The 19,977-nt window shown below is 39.4% G+C and carries 15 protein-coding genes; 4 read left to right on the top strand and 11 right to left on the bottom strand.

Annotated elements, in window-relative coordinates; all coding sequences use genetic code 11:
* Nucleotides 1-354: 354 nt before the first annotated feature.
* Nucleotides 355-2,046, top strand: coding sequence for a kdo(2)-lipid A phosphoethanolamine 7''-transferase (gene eptB, locus SB028_RS02395; protein ID WP_069368207.1), 1,692 nt, complete (start codon nucleotides 355-357; stop codon nucleotides 2,044-2,046).
* Nucleotides 2,047-2,137: 91 nt separating this feature from the next.
* Here eptB and SB028_RS02390 read toward each other — a convergent pair whose 3' ends face one another.
* The 7 genes from SB028_RS02390 to SB028_RS02360 all read right to left on the bottom strand — a co-directional run bounded on the left by SB028_RS02390 (nucleotide 2,138) and on the right by SB028_RS02360 (nucleotide 12,614).
* Nucleotides 2,138-3,334, bottom strand: coding sequence for a lactate oxidase (locus SB028_RS02390; protein WP_069368206.1), 1,197 nt, complete (start codon nucleotides 3,332-3,334; stop codon nucleotides 2,138-2,140).
* 121 nt (nucleotides 3,335-3,455) lie between these two features.
* Nucleotides 3,456-4,079 carry an isochorismate family cysteine hydrolase YcaC gene (gene ycaC / locus SB028_RS02385; protein WP_023583682.1) on the bottom strand — a complete coding sequence of 208 codons (624 nt, stop codon included), beginning with the start codon at nucleotides 4,077-4,079 and terminating at the stop codon, nucleotides 3,456-3,458.
* A 374-nt stretch (nucleotides 4,080-4,453) separates the two neighbouring features.
* Nucleotides 4,454-5,131 carry a respiratory nitrate reductase subunit gamma gene (gene narI / locus SB028_RS02380; protein WP_069368205.1) on the bottom strand — a complete coding sequence of 226 codons (678 nt, stop codon included), beginning with the start codon at nucleotides 5,129-5,131 and terminating at the stop codon, nucleotides 4,454-4,456.
* Nucleotides 5,128-5,853, bottom strand: coding sequence for a nitrate reductase molybdenum cofactor assembly chaperone (narJ, locus tag SB028_RS02375; protein ID WP_069368233.1), 726 nt, complete (start codon nucleotides 5,851-5,853; stop codon nucleotides 5,128-5,130). Before narJ ends, narI begins: the two co-directional genes overlap by 4 nt.
* Nucleotides 5,853-7,406 carry a nitrate reductase subunit beta gene (gene narH / locus SB028_RS02370; protein WP_069368204.1) on the bottom strand — a complete coding sequence of 518 codons (1,554 nt, stop codon included), beginning with the start codon at nucleotides 7,404-7,406 and terminating at the stop codon, nucleotides 5,853-5,855. Before narH ends, narJ begins: the two co-directional genes overlap by 1 nt.
* Entirely contained in the window at nucleotides 7,406-11,167 is a 3,762-nt protein-coding gene (locus SB028_RS02365) for a nitrate reductase subunit alpha (RefSeq protein ID WP_069368203.1), read from the bottom strand. The genes narH and SB028_RS02365 overlap by 1 nt, the downstream gene beginning before the upstream one ends.
* 52 nt (nucleotides 11,168-11,219) lie before the next feature.
* Nucleotides 11,220-12,614: a NarK family nitrate/nitrite MFS transporter gene (locus SB028_RS02360; RefSeq protein WP_069368202.1), complete on the bottom strand. Its 1,395-nt coding sequence runs from the start codon at nucleotides 12,612-12,614 to the stop codon at nucleotides 11,220-11,222.
* 296 nt (nucleotides 12,615-12,910) lie between these two features.
* On the opposite strand from SB028_RS02360, the gene narX reads away from it, so the two are divergent.
* Together narX and narL are read left to right on the top strand one after the other, a co-directional pair.
* The gene (gene narX, locus SB028_RS02355) at nucleotides 12,911-14,716 is read left to right on the top strand and encodes a nitrate/nitrite two-component system sensor histidine kinase NarX (protein WP_069368201.1); all 1,806 of its coding nucleotides are present in this window, start codon (nucleotides 12,911-12,913) and stop codon (nucleotides 14,714-14,716) included.
* Between the two features lie 25 nt (nucleotides 14,717-14,741).
* Entirely contained in the window at nucleotides 14,742-15,395 is a 654-nt protein-coding gene (narL, locus tag SB028_RS02350) for a two-component system response regulator NarL (RefSeq protein WP_128860770.1), read from the top strand.
* On the opposite strand, the gene SB028_RS02345 is transcribed toward narL, so the two are convergent.
* Complete coding sequence (locus SB028_RS02345) at nucleotides 15,392-16,294, bottom strand: LysR family transcriptional regulator (RefSeq protein WP_023583674.1); 903 nt, start codon at nucleotides 16,292-16,294, stop codon at nucleotides 15,392-15,394. The genes narL and SB028_RS02345 overlap by 4 nt on opposite strands.
* A 110-nt stretch (nucleotides 16,295-16,404) precedes the next feature.
* Between SB028_RS02345 and SB028_RS02340 the strand changes: the two genes are divergently transcribed.
* Nucleotides 16,405-16,845 (top strand): PACE efflux transporter, encoded by a 441-nt coding sequence (locus SB028_RS02340; protein WP_069368199.1) that lies wholly within the window; start codon nucleotides 16,405-16,407, stop codon nucleotides 16,843-16,845.
* A 38-nt stretch (nucleotides 16,846-16,883) separates the two neighbouring features.
* Here SB028_RS02340 and SB028_RS02335 read toward each other — a convergent pair whose 3' ends face one another.
* The 3 genes from SB028_RS02335 to SB028_RS02325 form a co-directional block, all read right to left on the bottom strand.
* Nucleotides 16,884-17,114 carry a hypothetical protein gene (locus tag SB028_RS02335; protein ID WP_069368198.1) on the bottom strand — a complete coding sequence of 77 codons (231 nt, stop codon included), beginning with the start codon at nucleotides 17,112-17,114 and terminating at the stop codon, nucleotides 16,884-16,886.
* A gap of 104 nt (nucleotides 17,115-17,218) precedes the next feature.
* Complete coding sequence (locus SB028_RS02330; RefSeq protein ID WP_069368197.1) at nucleotides 17,219-18,016, bottom strand: sulfite exporter TauE/SafE family protein; 798 nt, start codon at nucleotides 18,014-18,016, stop codon at nucleotides 17,219-17,221.
* Between the two features lie 201 nt (nucleotides 18,017-18,217).
* Nucleotides 18,218-19,963, bottom strand: coding sequence for an acetyl/propionyl/methylcrotonyl-CoA carboxylase subunit alpha (locus SB028_RS02325; protein WP_069368196.1), 1,746 nt, complete (start codon nucleotides 19,961-19,963; stop codon nucleotides 18,218-18,220).
* Nucleotides 19,964-19,977 lie beyond the last annotated feature (14 nt).

The raw sequence follows: 19,977 nt of genomic DNA, 5'->3' as shown, positions 1-19,977 counted from the left end.
AGGGAATGCTCGACACTAATGACGATATTTATGTCGACTGGCGTTTCTATCAAAACTCGTTATACATTAATACTTATAACGTAATAATACTTATTATTTGTAAAATCAAAATAATAAATATGCATTCTTATCTGCCTTTATTGGCGTCTCGCCATATATAATGATGACAACTTTCTTATATCTCTATCAATATTCCTATCTATTTGAACTATTTAAAATTAATAATTTTGACATTAATGTAATTCAAATAAAAAATTTTTAAATTTCAAGCAAAAAAAGAACATAATACTGAACCTGAAAACAACTTCGCGGTCTTAAAGACCTCTACATACGATAAATTGATAATAACTGAATATGCAAAAATTAAAGTTTTTACGGTTTTCTAAAGAAAGTATTGCCCTTTTTTTAGCTGTCTACCTTGGTTTCTTTCTTAATCTTTCCGTTTACATTGGCCGATACGGCACACAGAATACAAACAACCCCCTCATTGATGCATTATATATTTTAGGTGAAATTGCCGTTAATATTGCCTTTACCTTCTTTTTATTACGACTACTCTCTTTCTTCGGCTCTCTTTTCTTTAAAATAGTTGCCTCTTTTATTCTCGTCGTGAGTGTTTGTGCAAGTTACTATATTTCTTTTTATGACGTCGTCATTGGATACGGCATTATTATTTCAACACTCACTACGGATACAGATTTATCTAAAGAGCTAGTTAGCCCCAATGTGATTATTTGGATTATTGGATTATCTATTTTACCCTTGACGCTTATTTGGCTATGTAAAAAACCAGAGGAAAATCTAACAAAGCAACAAAAGAAAAAAATCTGGCTAAAAAACACGGTCAAAATGCTAGTGATTGCACTGGCCGTTTTTACCTATTTAAAAACGCTTGATTCAAAACAAAAAGCCTATGAAATAAAAAATAATCTGGATTTGCCAAGCTATAGTGGTGGCTTAAGTTATGCCTATTTACCTACAAATTGGATTATTCCTTTATTCCAATACGCGATAACGCAGTATGACGATACGTTTAATAGTCAAAATATTTTTGATCCTGCCGATCACTTCACATACCAACCATCAAAGGCTAACGAGGATGTGTATGTTGTCTTTATTATTGGTGAAACAGCAAGATGGGATCATATGGGATTATTAGGATATGAACGCCAAACCAATCCGCTATTAAGCCAAGAGAAAAATCTGGTTGCCTTTCAAGGTGTTTCTTGTGATACCGCAACAAAACTCTCTTTAAAATGTATGTTTGTACGAGAAAATGGAACTGAAAGTAACGATCAGCGGACATTAAAAGAGAATAATATTTTCTCAGTATTAAGCCAACTAGGTATGTCATCAGAGCTGTTCTCAATGCAAAGCGAGTTGTGGTTTTACAATAAACTTGATTTAAATAACTACGCAATGAAAGAGATGATGACCGCCAAAAATAGCAACTTTGGTAAAGAGCTTGATGACACCTTATTAATTGCTGAAACGGCAAATGCGATTTCTCAGCATCCTAAAGGAAATCATTTAGTGATTTTACATACTAAAGGATCTCACTTTATGTATTCACAGCGTTACCCTGAATCATTCAAAAAATATCAACCTGAATGTTTAAATGTGGATGACGAGTGTACAAAAGAGCAGTTAGTGAATGCTTATGATAACTCGATTCTTTATACCGACTATTTTATTGATGGCATACTCGACACATTACGCGATAAAAAAGCCATTGTATTTTATACTTCCGATCACGGTGAATCTATTTCAGAGAAAGGTGGCTTACACGGCACACCAAAAGAAATTGCCCCACCTGAACAATTTAAAGTGCCTTTCTTAGTTTGGATGTCGGATAGTTATTTAGCTGAACCTGAAAATAAACAGTTATTTGATAATCTAAAACGTAATCAAGATGCGGAGCGCACGTTCTATCATCACAATATCTTTGATTCGATGTTAGGTTGCTTAGGTTATACCTCACCAGATGGAGGGATTAATAATCAAAATAACCTCTGTTTTGGTGAAGTACCATCAACCCAAAAATAAATTCTTAAACTAACAATATTTTTTAAGTTGATAGAAAAACCCGCGCTCAATATTGAACGCGGGTTTTATTATTTTTAAATTTATAAGCTAATTATTGATTAAAACTTGCATCAGTATAAAGTTGAGTGGCTTGAATATCTTTCACTGTTTTTGCGCCACCTAACATCATATTAATTTTTAATTCTTTATTTAAATGTTGGATAACTGAATTAACACCTTCAGCCCCCCCTAAATTTAATCCATAAAGAATTGGGCGACCTACCGCGACAACATCTGCCCCACTAGCTAATGCTTTAAAGACATGTGAGCCACGACGCACACCACTATCAAAGACGATAGGAACACGTTTATTCACCACTTTTGCAATCGCAGGTAATACATCAATTGTTGCGGGTGCGCTATCTAATTGACGACCACCGTGATTAGAAACCCAAATTGCATCTGCGCCCGCTTTGATGGCAGTATCGGCATCTTCAGGTGATTCAATACCTTTTACAATCACAGGTAAACCAGACATTTTTTTCACATACTGAATATCTGCGGGTGTAAAGGCTTGTTTAGCTTGTGCATAAATCTCGCTAATACCCGCCCCTTTACCTGTTTTAGATTTATCATCACTGATTTTTGCAAACGCTTCTAAGTTGGCGAAACCTAATGGGAATTGGAAATTATTTTTCACATCATCTTCACGATAACCACCAACAGAAGAGTCAATCGTCATAATAATGCCTTTAGCACCATACTGTTTTGCTTGAGATAAAATATACTCGTTAAAGGCATCATTTTTACTCATATACAACTGGAAGAAGAAAGGATAACCCGGTTGAGCATCCGCCACTTCTTTAATGGTTTTATTACCATAAGTACTTAATGAAAAAATAGAACCTGCTTTTGCCATACCTTTTGCTGTGGCGACTTCGCCTTGTTGATGAGCAAGCCCTTGAGCTGCCATCGGTGCCTGAATAATAGGCGTATCTAATTTAATACCCAAAAATTCTGTTGTTAAATCTAAGTCAGAAAATTCGATGCCTTGTAATGAACGCGGCATAATATATTTTTTATCAAATGCAGACGTATTTGAACGTAAATTATTTTCGTCTTCTGCACCACCACGAATATAACCAAAAGCACCTTTTTCCATATTCGCTTGAACTTGTGCTTCCATGGCTTTTAAGTTGACTATTTTTATTGGGCCTTCAGCAGTACTTGCTTTATATTCAGCTGCCTGTGCAACACCTACACTTAATGCCATCGCGAGAGCGGTGGTTTTTAATATTTGACGTTTCATTTCTATTCCGTTTTTAATTAAGGACTTATATCTATAATTTAATATATTTAAAATTCAATTAAATTATATTTGTCGAAAAATAATATAAGCCCTATTTTTAGATAAAACTTAAATTAACCGATTACTTTTTTGTTAAAGTATTATAGCTAGTCATAAGATTACGGTAGTCTGGAATATGATTAGCAAACAGAGTACCTAATCCTTCAACATCATTACGCCAATCACGGTGTAATTCACAAGCTAAACCAAACCAGTTAATTAATTGAGCCCCCGCTTTTGACATTCTATCCCACGCAGAGTCACGAGAAATAGCATTGAAAGTGCCTGAAGCATCAGTGACAACAAAGACTTCAAAACCCTCTTCAAGTGCTGATAATGCTGGAAATGCAACACAAACCTCAGTCACGACACCGGCAATAATCAGTTGTTTTTTACCTGTTGCTTTCACTGCTTTGACGAAGTCTTCATTATCCCATGCATTGATTTGACCTGGGCGAGCGATATAAGGGGCATCAGGGAACATCTCAACAAGTTGAGGCATGAGAGGACCATTAGGACCATCTTCAAAAGAAGTCGTTAAAATGGTAGGTAGATTAAAGTATTTAGCGGCATTAGCTAATGCTAATACATTATTATTGAATTTATCAGGCTCGATATCTCTAACTAAAGAGAGTAATCCTGCTTGATGGTCAACCAACAGAACAGCGGCATTATTTTTATCAATACGATGATATTTAAAGCTCATAATAATCTCCAATAGTTTTATAGAGGTAAGACTCAATTAAATCATAGCACCAAATTTACATGGCAATACTCAGATTAATTTAAATTTACAAGTAAGTTTATTTATTATTAATAAATAATCGATTTTGAATCTTTAAATTTAATTAAATATCACTATATTTAATTAACTGTTTATTGTCTGATATAAATTCATTTCGTTGAAAAGAATTATAAGTGCAACCATTCTTAAATGAATCTAAAGATTATTGCTTTAACCATTCAAAAATTTTGTTGATGTTTTAAGGCAAGCAAAAGAGATAAAAAAACCCCCGCGGGCGGGGGTGAGATAAGCGCAATAAAAAGATCTCTAATTTACTATCAGGAGAAGGGTATTCATTAATGACGATTACGCACAATTTGATAGCGACGAGTTAAATACTCAATTGGCACGCTCCAGATATGCACTAATCGACAGAATGGAAATAATAAGAAAATCGTCATTCCTAAGAAGATATGCAATTTAAATACCCATGCAACACCTTCAAGGTTTGCTGAAGCACCGCCGTGGAAAGTCACGATAGATTGTGCCCAAGCCACCAGCTTCATCATTTCGCTACCATCCATATGTTGAGCAGAGAAGGGAATAGTCAGCAAACCTAACGCAACTTGAACAACCAGCAGCGTTAAAATCATAATGTCACCAAATGAAGATGTCGCTCTTACCCGTGGATTGGTTAAACGGCGTTTTAATAACATTACCCCACCAACCAGCATTAACACACCACACGTACCACCACCTACCATCGCCATAATTTGCTTATATTCAATTGGTAAGAAAGATCCATACACCCAGTGTGGCGTTAACATCCCTAGAAAGTGACCAGCAAAAATACCGAGGATCCCCACATGAAATAAGTTAGAAGCTAAGCGCATGTTTTTCTTGTCTAACATCTGACTAGATCCAGCACGCCATGTATATTGACCATAGTCATAACGTAACCAGCTACCGATAATAAAAACAGCACCCGCAATATAGGGATAGATATCAAAAAATAACATATTGATGTAATTCATTTTTGTGCTCCCGTACCCAACGAATTCCCCACATTGAGATATTGAACTGCCGTCTCTTGTGCAAAACGACGCTGATGTTGGACAATATTGCTACTGCCACATTGCGTACCCTCGCCAAGAAACGTCACTTGTTCTTCTTCCCACACTGCATCTAACGCCGCGGGTGTATCATCTAACGGCTCTTTTTCGACTTGAGCCGAGAGTTGTGACGCTTCTAACCCACTTTGTGAAAGACAAAGCAATACATCAAAGAGAGCGTGATAATCACTGCCTCGTTGTTTTAAACGCTCACCTAACAGAGCCAAAATAGGCGCAATATTGTTTACCCCTTCAATACACTCTGTTGCAGGTAAAAGTGTTAAATACTCAAGGTAAGTAGGTAAATAGTCGGGAAGTTCACGGCTACTTAATGTGATCCCCGCTTGTTGATACTGATTGAGCAGATCAACCATTGCCTGACCACGATCGCGAGACTCACCATGAACATGCTCAAATAACAACAGTGATCGTGCTCGACCCCTATCAAAAAGCTCACTGTATTGAGATTGCGCATCTAATAACTCTTGTTGCGTTAACGCGTGAATAAACGCCATCAATTTTGCAACTTGTGTTACTGGAAGCTCATCGGCTTCCTGTAACGCATCAATAAGCTCGCCACGGTTATCCCATAATTCTTGTGTGGGATAATCTAAAAGATGAGAAATAACTTTCAGAGAGATCATCATATTTTCTCCTCTGAACGACGTTCATCCTGAGGTGTTCTTGAAGTGATATCAATCGCATCAATGCGATGACTGTTAAACAAATTAAATTTGCTATCACTCCCATGGCAGCCATCACCAAAACTAAAACCACAACCATTACGTTCTGGGAAAGCTTCTCTTGCAAGTTCTCGATGGCTTGATGGAATAACAAAGCGATCTTCATAATTGGCAATAGCCAGATAGCGATACATCTCTTGTGCTTGCGCTTCAGTCAACCCCACTTGCTCTAACGCACTTAAGTCAGTTTTTCCTTCTACCGTTTCAGCACGTTTGTAATGACGCATCGCTAACATGCGTTTTAATGCTAATAACACAGGTGCCGTATCCCCAGCGGTCAGTAAATTTGCTAAATATTGAACAGGAATACGCAAGCTTTCTACATCAGGCAAAACGCCTGTATGTGGTAACACACCCGCATCAGCAACAGATTGGATCGGTGACAGCGGTGGTACATACCACACCATGGGTAAAGTACGATATTCAGGGTGCAGTGGTAATGCCAGCTTCCAATCCACAGCCATTTTGTACACAGGTGAACGTTGTGCTGCATCAATCACACTTAATGGAATACCTTGCTCTTCTGCGGCTTTAATAACTTCAGGATCGAAGGGATCTAAGAAGATATCTAATTGGCTTTGATATAAATCTTTTTCGTTATCTGCACTGGCGGCTTGTGAGATCTTATCTGCGTCATACAGCATCACCCCCAAATAACGAATACGTCCAACACAGGTTTCTGAGCACAATGTTGGCTGACCCGCTTCAATACGTGGATAACAGAAAATACATTTTTCTGACTTACCACTTTTCCAGTTGAAATAGATTTTTTTGTACGGGCATCCAGTTAGACACATGCGCCATCCACGGCATTTATCTTGATCGATAAGCACAATACCATCTTCCGCACGCTTATAAATCGCACCACTAGGGCATGTCGCGACACAAGCAGGATTTAAGCAGTGTTCACATAAGCGAGGTAAATACATCATGAATGTATTTTCAAACTGCCCGTACATCTCTTTTTGCATATTGGCGAAGTTTTTATCCGCAGCACGTTTGCTAAATTCCCCCCCTAAATCATCTTCCCAGTTGGGGCCTTTTTCGATCTTGGTCATACGCTGACCCGTGATCAACGAACGAGGACGTGCTGTCGGTAATGCGCCTTCTGGTGCATTTTTTAAATGCTCATAGTCATAATCAAATGGCTCATAGTAGTCGTCTAATGCGGGAACATCGGGATTGGCAAAAATGTTAGATAATAGACCAACACGGTTACCCATTCTTGGTACTAACTTACCTTTAATATTTTTGATCCAACCGCCTTTCCACTTCTCTTGATCTTCCCAATTTTGGGGATACCCTGTACCTGGCTTAGTTTCGACGTTATTGAACCATGCATATTCAACGCCTTCACGGCTGGTCCAAACATTTTTACAGGTTACTGAACAGGTATGGCAACCGATACATTTGTCGAGGTTCAGTACCATACCGACTTGTGAACGAATTTTCATTATGCCTTCTCCTGTCCATTCAGGGTCTGTTGATAAGCATCACCTTCACCATCAAGCCAATCAATCTGTTTCATTTTACGCACCACAACGAACTCATCACGGTTAGAACCCACAGTGCCGTAATAGTTAAAGCTATAAGCCAACTGAGCATATCCACCAATCATATGGGTTGGTTTAGGGCAAACGCGTGTCACAGAGTTGTGAATACCCCCACGCATTCCAGTCATTTCAGAGCCTGGCAGGTTTATTTGACGCTCTTGTGCGTGATACATGTAAATCATGCCATCAGGAATACGTTGACTGACAATCGCTCTTGCCGTTAGCGCACCATTGCTGTTGTATGCTTCAACCCAATCGTTATCACTAATTCCCATCTCTTTGGCATCATCTTCACTCAGCCAAACCACAGGGCCACCACGACCCAGTGTTAACATCAGTAAGTTATCGCTATATGTTGAGTGAATACCCCATTTTTGATGAGGCGTCAGAAAGTTCAGCGCTTTTTCAGGGAAACCATTGGGTTTTTTACCTTTAACTGCATCAATCGCCTTAGTATCAATAGGGGGGCGATAGACCACTAAACTTTCACCATAAGCACGCATCCACTCGTGATCTTGATACAACTGCTGACGACCACTTAACGTACGCCAAGGGATCATTTCGTGAACGTTGGTATAACAGGCGTTATAAGAGACGTGCTCATCTTCAAGACCAGACCATGTAGGGCTTGAAATAATCTTACGAGGTTGGGCAACGATATCGCGGAAACGAATTTTTTCGTCTTCCTTTACTTTAGCTAAATGCGTGTGATCACGACCTGTCACTTGACTGAGTGCATCCCACGCTTTTACCGCCACTTGACCATTAGTTTCAGGGGCTAAAGAGAGAATAACTTCAGCGGCATCAATCGCCGTTTCAATCGCAGGACGTCCTTTTGCCACACCATCATGACGAACGCGATTAAGTTTTTTCAGAAAATCAACTTCTGCTTGTGTATTCCAACTAATTCCTTTACCACCATTACCCAATTTGTCCATTAAAGGACCCAGTGAGGTAAAACGAGCATAGGTATTTGGATAATCACGCTCAACAGGAATAAGGTGTGGTGCTGTTTTGCCTGGAATAAGATTGCATTCGCCTTTTTTCCAATCTTTCACATCGAAAGGCTGTGCCATTTCAGCGGCGGAGTCATGTTGTATTGGCTGTGTCACTAAATCGGTTTCAACCCCTAAATGACCGACACACAATTTAGAAAAGGTTTTAGCAATACCTTTATAAATTTCCCAATCGGTTTTGGACTCCCAAGCGGGATCTACCGCGGCGGTTAATGGATGAATAAATGGATGCATATCCGACGTATTCATATCATCTTTTTCATACCATGTGGCAGTGGGTAAAACGATATCGGAAAATAGGCAAGTACTTGACATACGGAAGTCTAACGTCACCACTAAATCAACTTTCCCTTCCCCTCCTTTATCTTGCCATTCCACTTCTTGTGGCTTAACTTGCCCTTGCTCGCCTAAATCTTTACCTTGCAATCCGTTTTCGGTTCCCAGCAAGTATTTCAGTAAATACTCGTGTCCTTTACCTGCTGAACCTAACAAATTAGAACGCCAAATAAATAAATTTCGTGGAAAATTTTGTGGGTTATCTGGTTGCTCTGAAGCAAAACGGATCTCACCTGATTTCAATGCATTAACGGTATAATCCGTTGCACTGACGCCAGCTTGTTGAGCTTTCTTGGCAATAGATAATGGGTTAACGTTTAATTGTGGTGCCGACGGTAACCACCCCATACGCTCTGAACGTACGTTCATATCGACCAAGCTGCCACTAAAGCGAGATTTATCTGCTAATGGTGATAACAACGCTGTTGGTGATACGGTTTCATAACGCCACTGACTTGAGTGGTTATAGAAAAATGACGTACTGTTCATATGGCGAGGCGGGCGCTGCCAGTCAAGACCGAAGGCTAATGGTAACCAACCCGTTTGTGGACGCAGTTTTTCTTGTCCAACATAGTGTGCCCATCCCCCACCACTTTGACCGACACAGCCACAGAAAATCAGCATATTGATAATGCCACGATAGGTCATGTCCATGTGATACCAGTGGTTAATACCCGCCCCCACAATCACCATAGAACGACCATGTGTTTTTTCTGCATTATCTGCAAATTCACGCGCAATACGAGTGATATCTTGACGACTTACCCCTGTGACTTTTTCTGCCCATGCGGGTGAATAGGCTTTGATTTCATCGTAGTTTGATGCACAGTTTTCATCATTTAAACCACGATCAATACCGTAGTTGGCTAATAGCAAGTCATAGACGGTTGTAACGTATTTTTCTTCGCCATTGGCAAGTGTAATACGTTTAGCCGGGAGTTTATGAACGAGAACATCATCCAGAGCAACACCTTCAAAGTATTCACTCTTGATACCCCCAAAATAAGGGAATGCCACATCAACAACATCATCGTGGTTTTCTAAAAGACCTAATTGTAAAGTGACTTCTTCACCACTTTTACCGTCTTTAGGTTCAAGATTCCATTTAGCCGCACCTTCCCAACGAAAGCCCATCGAACCTTGAGGAGCCACTAATTGCTGTGTTTTCTCATCAATAGCAATGGTTTTCCACTCTGGGTTTTTCTCCTGATCCAGATTGTTCACTAAATCAGAAGCACGTAACATACGACCCGCAACTAACTTGCCAGAGTCATGTTCATCTAACATCACTAACATTGGCATATCAGTGTAAGTGCGCACGTAGTTACTAAAGTATTCCGTTTGGCGTTTAACGTGGAATTCGTTAAGAATAACGTGTCCCATCGCCATTGCCATTGCACTGTCAGTACCTTGTTTGGGATTTAACCATTGGTCACACAGTTTCGCGATTTCAGCGTAATCCGGTGTCACTGCAACGGTTTTTGTTCCTTTGTAGCGAACTTCTGTAAAGAAATGAGCATCTGGCGTACGTGTTTGCGGTACGTTAGAGCCCCATGCAATCAAGTAAGAAGCGTTATACCAGTCCGCTGATTCAGGAACGTCTGTTTGTTCACCCCAAGTCATAGGTGATGCAGGAGGTAAATCGCAATACCAATCATAGAAACTTAAGCATGCACCCCCTATTAGAGATAAATAGCGCGCACCCGCAGCATATGACACCATCGACATAGCAGGTATTGGCGAAAAACCGATAATACGATCAGGACCAAACGCTTTTGCTGTAAACACGTTCGACGCTGCGATAATTTCATTCACTTCTGACCATGAAGAGCGAACAAATCCTCCCCGCCCACGAGCTTGTTTATAGCTTTTCGTTTTTTCTGGCGAGTTCACAATGGATGCCCATGCATCAACGGGATCGCTATGTTGTGCTTTTGCTTCACGCCACAATTTAATTAGACGTTTACGTACCATTGGGTATTTAACGCGGTTCGCGCTATATAAATACCATGAATAGCTCGCACCACGAGGACAGCCACGAGGCTCATGATCGGGTAAATCAGGACGTGTACGTGGATAGTCAGTTTGTTGGGTTTCCCATGTAACCAACCCATTTTTGACGTAAATTTTCCAGCTACAAGAGCCAGTACAGTTTACACCGTGAGTAGAACGAACAATTTTGTCGTGTTGCCAGCGACTACGATAACTATTTTCCCAGTCACGATTAACATTTAATTCTTGCCCGTGATCTTGTGAAAACGTATCACCAAGTTGCTTAAAATAGCGGAATCTATCGAGAAACTTACTCATCAGATACTCTCCCAATGCGCGCGAGCGCGCTCACATTGCGTATAATTCGTCATTATTGTTTATTGTGTTTACGTCCATAGACCAACCAAGTGATCAAGACGCAGGCGATATAAAATAGAACAAAGATTTTCATGGCACCGGCAGGAGAGCCAGTCATAGCCAGTGATGTACCAAAAGCTTTAGGAATAAAGAAACCACCAATTGCACCAATTGCAGAGATAAAACCCAATGCAGCTGCACTTTCTGTTACGGCTTCTTTTTGAGCAGCTTCATCTGAAACACCTTGTGCTTTCATGCGGTCAACTGTGATTTTTCTAAATACCACTGCAATCATTTGGAATGTAGAACCACTCCCTAAACCCGCGGTTAAAAACAACACCATAAAGACGCCATAGAATGCGATAAACGAGCCACCAGCACCGTTTTCAGGTAGTGTTAAGAAGAGTAGCGCGGAGAAAATTGCCATGATAATAAAGTTAATCAGTGTGACTCTAATCCCCCCAAATCTATCCGATAAAGCCCCGCCAACAGGGCGAGCTAAAGCGCCTAATAAAGGTCCAAAAAAGGCATAATGCAAAATGACAATATCGGGGAATTGGGTTTTAGAAAGCATGGCAAAACCCGCAGAAAAACCAATAAATGAACCAAAAGAGCACAGGTATAAAATACTTAATAGCCAGAGATGTCCCCGTTTTAATACAGGCAATTGCTGGCTTAAAGACGCTTTGTTAGCCGCAAGGTCGTTCATACCAAACCAAGCCGCAAATGTCAGAATAAGTAAGAAAGGAACCCAAATCCATGCAGCATTTTCTAGCCATAAACGTGAACCATCAGGCTGAACAATACCGGGACCACTAAACATCGCAAACATGCCAACACCAATCACTAATGGTGCAACTAACTGCATGACGCTGACACCCAGATTGCCTAATCCGCCATTTAATCCTAATGCCCCACCTTGACGTGCTTTAGGAAAGAAAAAGCTGATGTTTGCCATACTTGAGGCAAAGTTTGCACCGGCAAAGCCACATAAAAGTGAAATCACAATAAAGGTTGAATAAGATGTTGTGGTGTCTTGCACTGCAAAACCAAGCCAAATACAAGGAATGATGAGAAATACGGTACTGATCGCTGTCCAACGACGACCACCAAAAATAGGAATAACAAAGGAATAAGGAACACGTAAAATAGCACCTGATACTGAAGGCAGTGCAGTCAGCATAAATAGCTGATCTGTGGTAAAGTTAAAACCAACTTTGTTCAAATTTACTGCAACGGCACTAAAAAGCATCCATACGCAGAATGATAAAAGTAAACAAGGAACAGAAATCCATAAATTGCGTGAAGCGATCTTTTGACCAGTCTTTTCCCAAAAAGCTTTATCTTCAGGATGCCAATCTTCGATCACCCCTTTTCTCATTTTTTCTGGGTGTTGAGTGAGTGCCATAACAACCTCGGTTAACGGTTAGATTGGCACCTTTTTACGATTAGAATTGTTAATTAGTCATGATCTGCATCAAGCAAATATTTGTTTAATTTTTAAGCTGAAATGACTTTTCACACCTAAGTATTAATAGGGTTACTCTTAATTTTTTATTTTAAATTAATAAGTTAAACAAATACCACTGTAATTTATCAGTGAAATTATCTCTATCAGATATTTAGGGGTAACACTTTAGTAGTATATGACATTTGATGTCTTTTTAAGGCAATATAGCGCCAGAATAAATTTGGAAAATAACGATGAGTACACATAAAATCCAATGGCACTACCGTTTTTCAATTATTAACCAGATAGCGATTTTGATGTTACTTTTCACGCTATTGGGTGTGGTGGGAATGGCGATTTCTAACCATATTATTTTGAGTGTGCAAGGTAATGCTCATGCCATTAATAAATCAGGATCGCTGCGAATGCAAAGCTATCGCTTGCTATCAGCGTTACCTCTAGATGAACAGCATCGTTATTATCTTCATGAATTAGAAACTGACTTAGACAGTGTGGAGTTACTTCAAGTCCTAAGTAATCAATCGCTACAATCACAATATGCTCAATTAAATACTTACTGGAAAGATATCTTAAAACCGACCTTGCTCTATGCACAACAACGAGATGATGCAAAACAAGAGGTTGTCTTATTTGTTGCACAGCTAGATAAACTCGTATTAAGTATTGACCAACTCACAGAGCAAAAAATTAGGCTGGTGGCTTATACTCAGCTTATTTTCACTGCACTTACACTGTTATTGCTGTTTGGCTCTGTTTGGCATTTCCGTCACCGGTTATTACATCCTTGGCAACAACTTATGACAATGGCTAATTCGATTGGTCATGGTGATTTTTCAGCACGTTTCCACCAACGAACACACCATGATGAAATTGCCACATTGGGTATTGCACTCAATACTATGTCAGAAGAACTTTCTACGCTGTATAGCGAATTAGAACAAAGAGTGGTTGAAAAAACTTACGACTTACAACAGAAAAATAAAGTGCTCTCTTATCTCTATCATTCAAGCCAACAATTACACTCTCCTGCACCACTTTGTGCCCGATTAAAACAGATATTATTTGAGCTTCAACAAATCATTCCCGATACTTATTTTCAGATACGTTTATATGAAGATAATCATCACACACTGTTTAATGAAATTAGTTTAGAGCCTCAACCACGCGCCGAACATTGCCCTGCTCCACAATGTGAACGTTGTGAAGATAATACGTCAATAACGCCTTCATTAAATAGTGAGTTATTACATTGGGAATTAGCGGATCAAATCCATCGTTATGGATTATTTGTTATGCAGTTACCTGAACATACTGTGTTAACTGACGAACAAAATAATTTGATGCTCTTACTGACAAAACAGATCTCAGCAATGCTGGCAATGGAACAACAAAACGAGCAACAACAGCAGCTTTTGTTAATGGATGAACGTTCGGCAATTGCTCGTGAATTACATGACTCTATTGCTCAATCGCTTTCTTGTTTAAAAATGCAAGTTAGCTATTTACAAATGCAGTCAGAAACCTTACCGGAAAATTGCCAAAAACTCCTTAAAGAGATGCGAGAAGAGCTGAATGTGGCTTATCGTCAATTAAGAGAACTGTTAACGACATTTCGCTTAAAACTCACTGAGCCAGGATTACTTGCAGCGCTAGAAAATACACTGACTGAATTTAATCAGCGCCTTGGTTTCTCCATTCAATTTGACTATCAATTACCTGCAAAATGTGTGAATTCACATCAAAGTATTCATGTTGTACAAATCGTCCGTGAAGCATTAAATAATATTTTACAACATGCCAATGCTAATTGGGCTGAAGTCTCTTTATCTCTAAATCATGGCATGGTTGAACTAAAAATTAATGATAATGGTGAGGGAATTAGCCCAGAACCTGAAAAATTAAATCACTATGGCCTTATTATTATGCGTGAACGCGCGAATAGCTTAAATGGTTCTTATACAATAAAAGTACGTGAACAGGGCGGTACTCAAGTATTTGTTAAATTTCCATTAATAACTACTCATAAAGACCCTGTCTAAATTGGAGCAAGTCGTAATGAATAATATGGGATCCCCCACAGAAAAAGCGACAATTTTACTCATTGATGATCACCCGATGCTACGCAATGGTGTAAAACAACTTTTAAGTCTTGATACAACACTCACTGTCGTTGGGGAAGCAGGAGATGGTATTCAAGGTGTGAAACTCGCTGAAGAGTTAGATCCTGATTTAATCTTACTCGATCTGAATATGCCTGGAATGAATGGTTTTGAAACACTTGATCAACTGCGATTAAAGTCGTTATCAGGTCGGATCGTGGTTTTCAGCGTATCAAATTATAGTGATGATTTAGTCACAGCATTAAGACGTGGTGCTGATGGGTATCTTTTAAAAGATATGGAGCCTGAAGAATTACTTGCCGCTCTAAAACAAGCAGCCGCTGGAAAAATGGTTGTCAGCCCTGCATTAACCCCTATTTTAGCTGAATCATTACGTGAAGATCGTTCTGAAGGTGAGCGTGATATTGAACAACTCACCCCGCGTGAACGTGATATTTTAAAGCTGATTGCACAAGGCTTATCAAATAAAATGATCGCACGTAAGCTTGATATCACAGAAAGTACGGTCAAAGTGCATGTAAAACATCTATTGAAAAAGATGAAGCTAAAATCTCGTGTTGAAGTCGCTGTTTGGGTTCATCAACAACGCGTTGATTAATTAAAGTTAGGCACAATGGGCTGGTGAGTACTCATCAGCTCAACTAGCTCTTTTGCTCCTTTTTGTAACGACTCCCCTTTTAGCCACATAGCATGAATAGGTAATCGCAACTCATTCTTCGTATTCTTAAACTGAAGCTGTTTTAATTTACCTTTTTGCAATTGAGTATAAATTAGCGAATACGGTAAATTCCCCCATCCCATTCCCGCTTCAACCATACCCAAAGCCATTTGAAAACTATCAGTTTGCCAATAATTTGTTGCCACTAATGAGCGTTCATCTCTTAACTCTTTGGTATGACTGGCGATCATAATTTGCCTCACATTTACAAGATCTTCAATAAATACACTTGCAGGATGTGCTAATGCAATATGACTTGCTGATATTGTTGCCACCAATGACTCAGAGCCAAGGTACTGAAATTGCTCATCACCATTCACATATAAGCCCCCATAAACGAGGCTTAATTGAATTTTATGTGAATGTAACATCTCAATAATGTCATCTTGTGCCGCGGTTATCACATTCACATTAAGTAAGGGATAACGTTGCGTTAATTCAGATAACGCAGGTAATAAATAATCAGGATTAATATCAGCCGCAACACCAATATTTAAAACACTTTCAAGATCCATAGAAAGCTCTTGTGCATGCACTTGTAATAATTTTAATTGCTCTGCGATCATTCTGGCATGAGGCTCAAGTGCTTTGGCTTTTTCAGTTGGCTGAGGCTCTCGTGATGAACGCTCAAAAAGCGCGTAACCTAATTCAGCTTCCATATTAGCAATTGCCATACTGACTGCTGATGGAACCCGTTTTAATGAACGTGCAGCCGCAGAGAAGGATCCTTTATCCATCACAGCTAAAAATATCGCAATATGTTCACTTGAGAACTGCATGTTCACTCCTGATGTTTCAGTCAAATTGATATTAGCTAACTTTTTCTATCATTCTTACTGATTTATCTTACGATGCTTAATGGCACAGATCCACAGAAAAAGAGAGTACAATGCAAGGTATCAAACGAAAAATTGTCTACGTGACAGCTTATGAAATTTTTGGCTGGGTTATTTCTTCAGTTGGGCTTGCACTTTTGGCTGATAGTTCAACCGCAGTAACGGGACCATTAGCGCTTGTGATCACAACCATCGCGGTGAGTTGGAATTTTATTTATAACTGCCTATTTGAATTTTGGGAAAGTCGGCAAGTTTCAAGGATCCGAACTTTTAGACGCCGTCTAGCACATGCGATTGGATTTCAGCTCACGCTGGTGCTCTATTTGATTCCATTAATTGCATGGTGGTTAAATGTTTCGTTATGGCAAGCATTCGTTATGGACTTTGCGCTGATCATCATCATCCCTTGTTATACCTTCGTTTATAACTGGGTATTTGATAAAGTGTTTGGCTTACCAAAATCTGCATTACCTGAGAATGCGCCCGTGGCCTAAGCGACAAATTAAATCAGGAGCGTGATCCCAATCACGGATCACGCTTTAACAGGGTAAATATCTTCTAACGCAAATTGCTCAATACCACCTTCTAACTCGCAACGACCTAACCCCATATTTTTGTCATCAGCCGTCGTTCTTCTTAGTAATTTACCGGTCACTTGAGAAAGCGCTGGATCAATTTCAATCACACGGTAATACTCTTTCATATAGCTCTCTTCACCCAGCGCCATATAAACTAAAAACTCATCACCTATTTTAATATTCATCTCGTTTTTACTTACTCTTAATAGTTAATCTAATGATGATAGAATAAATTTAGTCTAACGAAAGAAAATAAGATAAAGATTGACTCACTCGATATTACATTAAGTTAATTTATTAACTTCCAACTCATCATAATGATGCTGATCAGAATAAAAGACAGTGTTAAATACTGGAAGAAACGCTCTGATAAATGCACAAGTAAATAACGTGCTAATGGAATAGAAAATAAGGAGCCTAAGCAAAGAATAATTGCCGTGTGAATATCAGTATAACCCCCAGCACTATAAGCGATAGCAGAGCCACCAGAGAGGATTGTAGTAATAAAAATAGAAGTGCCGACCGCCTCTTTAATACCCATTTGTGCAAAACGCATTAATACAGGCAGAACCACTAATCCTCCTCCTACACCGGTTGCACCAAGTACAAACCCTGCGCTGACTCCTGGCACAAATAAAGAAGAAAAAGTCACTGAAGAAGGTGGTGGTAAAACAATCAAAGGATCTGAAATGGCTGTTCTTCTTATCATTCTCTGTAAAAACAAGATCAATGAAAATACGATAGCAACGATCATTAAAATATTAATGGCAAATTCAACACGATCATAATATTGAGGTTGTGATCCCAACCATGTCACACCATAACTCGCTAAAAATGTTACTGGAAACATTATACCTAAGATCAATAGGGCGGGTTTTAATGGAATATTGCCTAACCGAAAATGAATATAAGAAGATGAGAGCTTCATTAGCATTGAGAGTAAATTAGCGGTTGCAACCGCAGCTAATGCATTCATACCAAAAAGATAGATAAGAACAGGTAATAAAATAACACCGCCACCTACACCGGTCGTTGTAATAACTAACCCTATTGCAGCACCAATAAGCAGTTGTGTTACAAGCAACATCCCATTTCCTTTTTGGTTAAAATTTAACAAGCTTCGATTATAGGCAAAATAACTTATAACCAAAAGGAATTAGATATAACAAATAGGAATATAAATAAAGTTATTATAAAAAACCCCTTAATATGAAACAGTTTCATATTAAGGGGTTTAAATTAATGATAAAAATTATTCTTATTAATCAATATATTATTTTTAATACTCTTAGTTTATTTCCGCTAATACCGTTTCTGCTGAAAAGTAATCACCCGTTTTAGCTTTTTGAACCAGTACCCCATCACAAGAAGCCACTACCTGAACTTCCATTTTCATGGCTTCCATAATGGCAATAACATCACCTTCTTTGACCTTGTCACCATCAGATAAGATCCAGCTATGTAACACACCAGAAATTGGTGCAGTGACGGCTTTTTCATTCTCTTCTTTCTCATGACTGGCATGAATTGCTGTTGGTATTACCGCAGAGAGTGACAATAATTGAGCAGGCAAAGCGAGTTCGTGCCGACGACCATCAATTTCAATAAAAGTACGCACGAGTTCTTCATTTTTTGCAGATGTGCTACGAGGGAAATGGGCATTTCTTGCCTGAAAATCAGTTTCAATCCAACGGGTATGCACTTTGAAATTTTCAGTGAAATCAGTATGCGCCATCATTTCGCAATGGAAAGGAAGTACGCTTGCCACACCTTCAATTTTAAATTCAGATAGCGCTCGGCGAGCACGGGCAATTGCTTGTTTACGTGTTGCACCTGTCACGATCAGTTTTGCCATCATTGAATCGAATTGACGTGAAACCTGATTATTTTCGGCAACCCCACTATCTACACGCACACCGGGGCCAGAAGGCTGAGAAAAATGCGTGATTAAACCCGGTGTAGGTAAAAAGCCTTTGGCGGGATCTTCCGCATTGATCCTAAATTCAAAAGAGTGACCTCGCGGAACGGGAGTTTTATCAATACTGAGTGGCAATCCTTCAGCAATACGTAACTGCTCTATGACTAAATCGATACCCGCTGTTTCTTCTGTAACAGGGTGCTCAACTTGTAAGCGTGTATTCACTTCTAGAAATGAGATAGTACCATTTGCACTTAATAAAAACTCAACGGTGCCTGCACCCACATAACCTGCTTTAGCACAAATATCTTTAGCTGATTGATGAATACGCTCACGTTGTTCGTCTGTTAAATAAGGTGCTGGCGCTTCTTCAATCAGCTTTTGATTGCGGCGTTGTAACGAACAATCTCGTGTTCCAACAACAACAACATGACCTAATTTATCTGCGATAATTTGTGCTTCGATATGGCGAGGTTTATCTAAGAATTGTTCGACATAACATTCACCACGACCAAACGCCGTTACGGCTTCTCGTACAGCAGAATGATAGAGCTCTTCAATCTCTTCCATTTTATAAGCGATCTTTAGACCTCTTCCACCGCCACCAAAAGCCGCTTTAATGGCAACGGGTAGACCATACTGTTTGGCAAAATCTAGAACCTCTTTGGCATCATTTACCGGATCTGCCGTACCATTTACAAGCGGGGCACCAACAGATTGTGCAATTTTGCGTGCTTGCACTTTGTCGCCAAGCACTTCAATCGTTTCTGGATTAGGACCGATCCAAATAAATCCCGCATCTTGTACTGCTTTTGCAAAATCTGCTCGCTCAGAAAGAAAACCGTAGCCAGGATGGATCATGGTCGCTTTAGCTTTATGAGCAATTTCAATAATTTTATTAATATCTAGATAGCTTTCTTTCGGCAAATTACCCTTAAGTCCATAAGCTTCATCAGCAAGACGAACGTGCAGTGCATCAATATCATCATTTGCATAAATAGCAATTGAAGTGGCACCATGATCCTGACAAGCACGAATGATACGAACGGCGATTTCGCCTCGGTTTGCAATCAGTACTCTATGCTTCACTCGTTGTTTTTGGTTAGTTGTTGTCATGAGTGGCATTCTCC

This window comes from Proteus vulgaris (genome assembly GCF_033708015.1).
Classification (GTDB): domain Bacteria; phylum Pseudomonadota; class Gammaproteobacteria; order Enterobacterales; family Enterobacteriaceae; genus Proteus.
Note: the sequence above shows the minus strand (reverse complement) of the source record. Positions and strands in the feature narration are given on the sequence as shown.

Coding starts and splice junctions, on each gene's coding strand:
- narL (WP_128860770.1), top strand. CDS start 14,742: ATGGGATCCCCCACAGAAAAAGCGACAATTTTACTCATTGATGATCAC.
- narX (WP_069368201.1), top strand. CDS start 12,911: ATGAGTACACATAAAATCCAATGGCACTACCGTTTTTCAATTATTAAC.
- SB028_RS02340 (WP_069368199.1), top strand. CDS start 16,405: ATGCAAGGTATCAAACGAAAAATTGTCTACGTGACAGCTTATGAAATT.
- SB028_RS02325 (WP_069368196.1), bottom strand. CDS start 19,963: ATGACAACAACTAACCAAAAACAACGAGTGAAGCATAGAGTACTGATT.
- eptB (WP_069368207.1), top strand. CDS start 355: ATGCAAAAATTAAAGTTTTTACGGTTTTCTAAAGAAAGTATTGCCCTT.
- narJ (WP_069368233.1), bottom strand. CDS start 5,853: ATGATCTCTCTGAAAGTTATTTCTCATCTTTTAGATTATCCCACACAA.
- SB028_RS02345 (WP_023583674.1), bottom strand. CDS start 16,294: ATGCAGTTCTCAAGTGAACATATTGCGATATTTTTAGCTGTGATGGAT.
- SB028_RS02330 (WP_069368197.1), bottom strand. CDS start 18,016: ATGTTGCTTGTAACACAACTGCTTATTGGTGCTGCAATAGGGTTAGTT.
- ycaC (WP_023583682.1), bottom strand. CDS start 4,079: ATGAGCTTTAAATATCATCGTATTGATAAAAATAATGCCGCTGTTCTG.
- SB028_RS02365 (WP_069368203.1), bottom strand. CDS start 11,167: ATGAGTAAGTTTCTCGATAGATTCCGCTATTTTAAGCAACTTGGTGAT.
- narI (WP_069368205.1), bottom strand. CDS start 5,131: ATGAATTACATCAATATGTTATTTTTTGATATCTATCCCTATATTGCG.
- SB028_RS02360 (WP_069368202.1), bottom strand. CDS start 12,614: ATGGCACTCACTCAACACCCAGAAAAAATGAGAAAAGGGGTGATCGAA.
- narH (WP_069368204.1), bottom strand. CDS start 7,406: ATGAAAATTCGTTCACAAGTCGGTATGGTACTGAACCTCGACAAATGT.
- SB028_RS02390 (WP_069368206.1), bottom strand. CDS start 3,334: ATGAAACGTCAAATATTAAAAACCACCGCTCTCGCGATGGCATTAAGT.
- SB028_RS02335 (WP_069368198.1), bottom strand. CDS start 17,114: ATGAATATTAAAATAGGTGATGAGTTTTTAGTTTATATGGCGCTGGGT.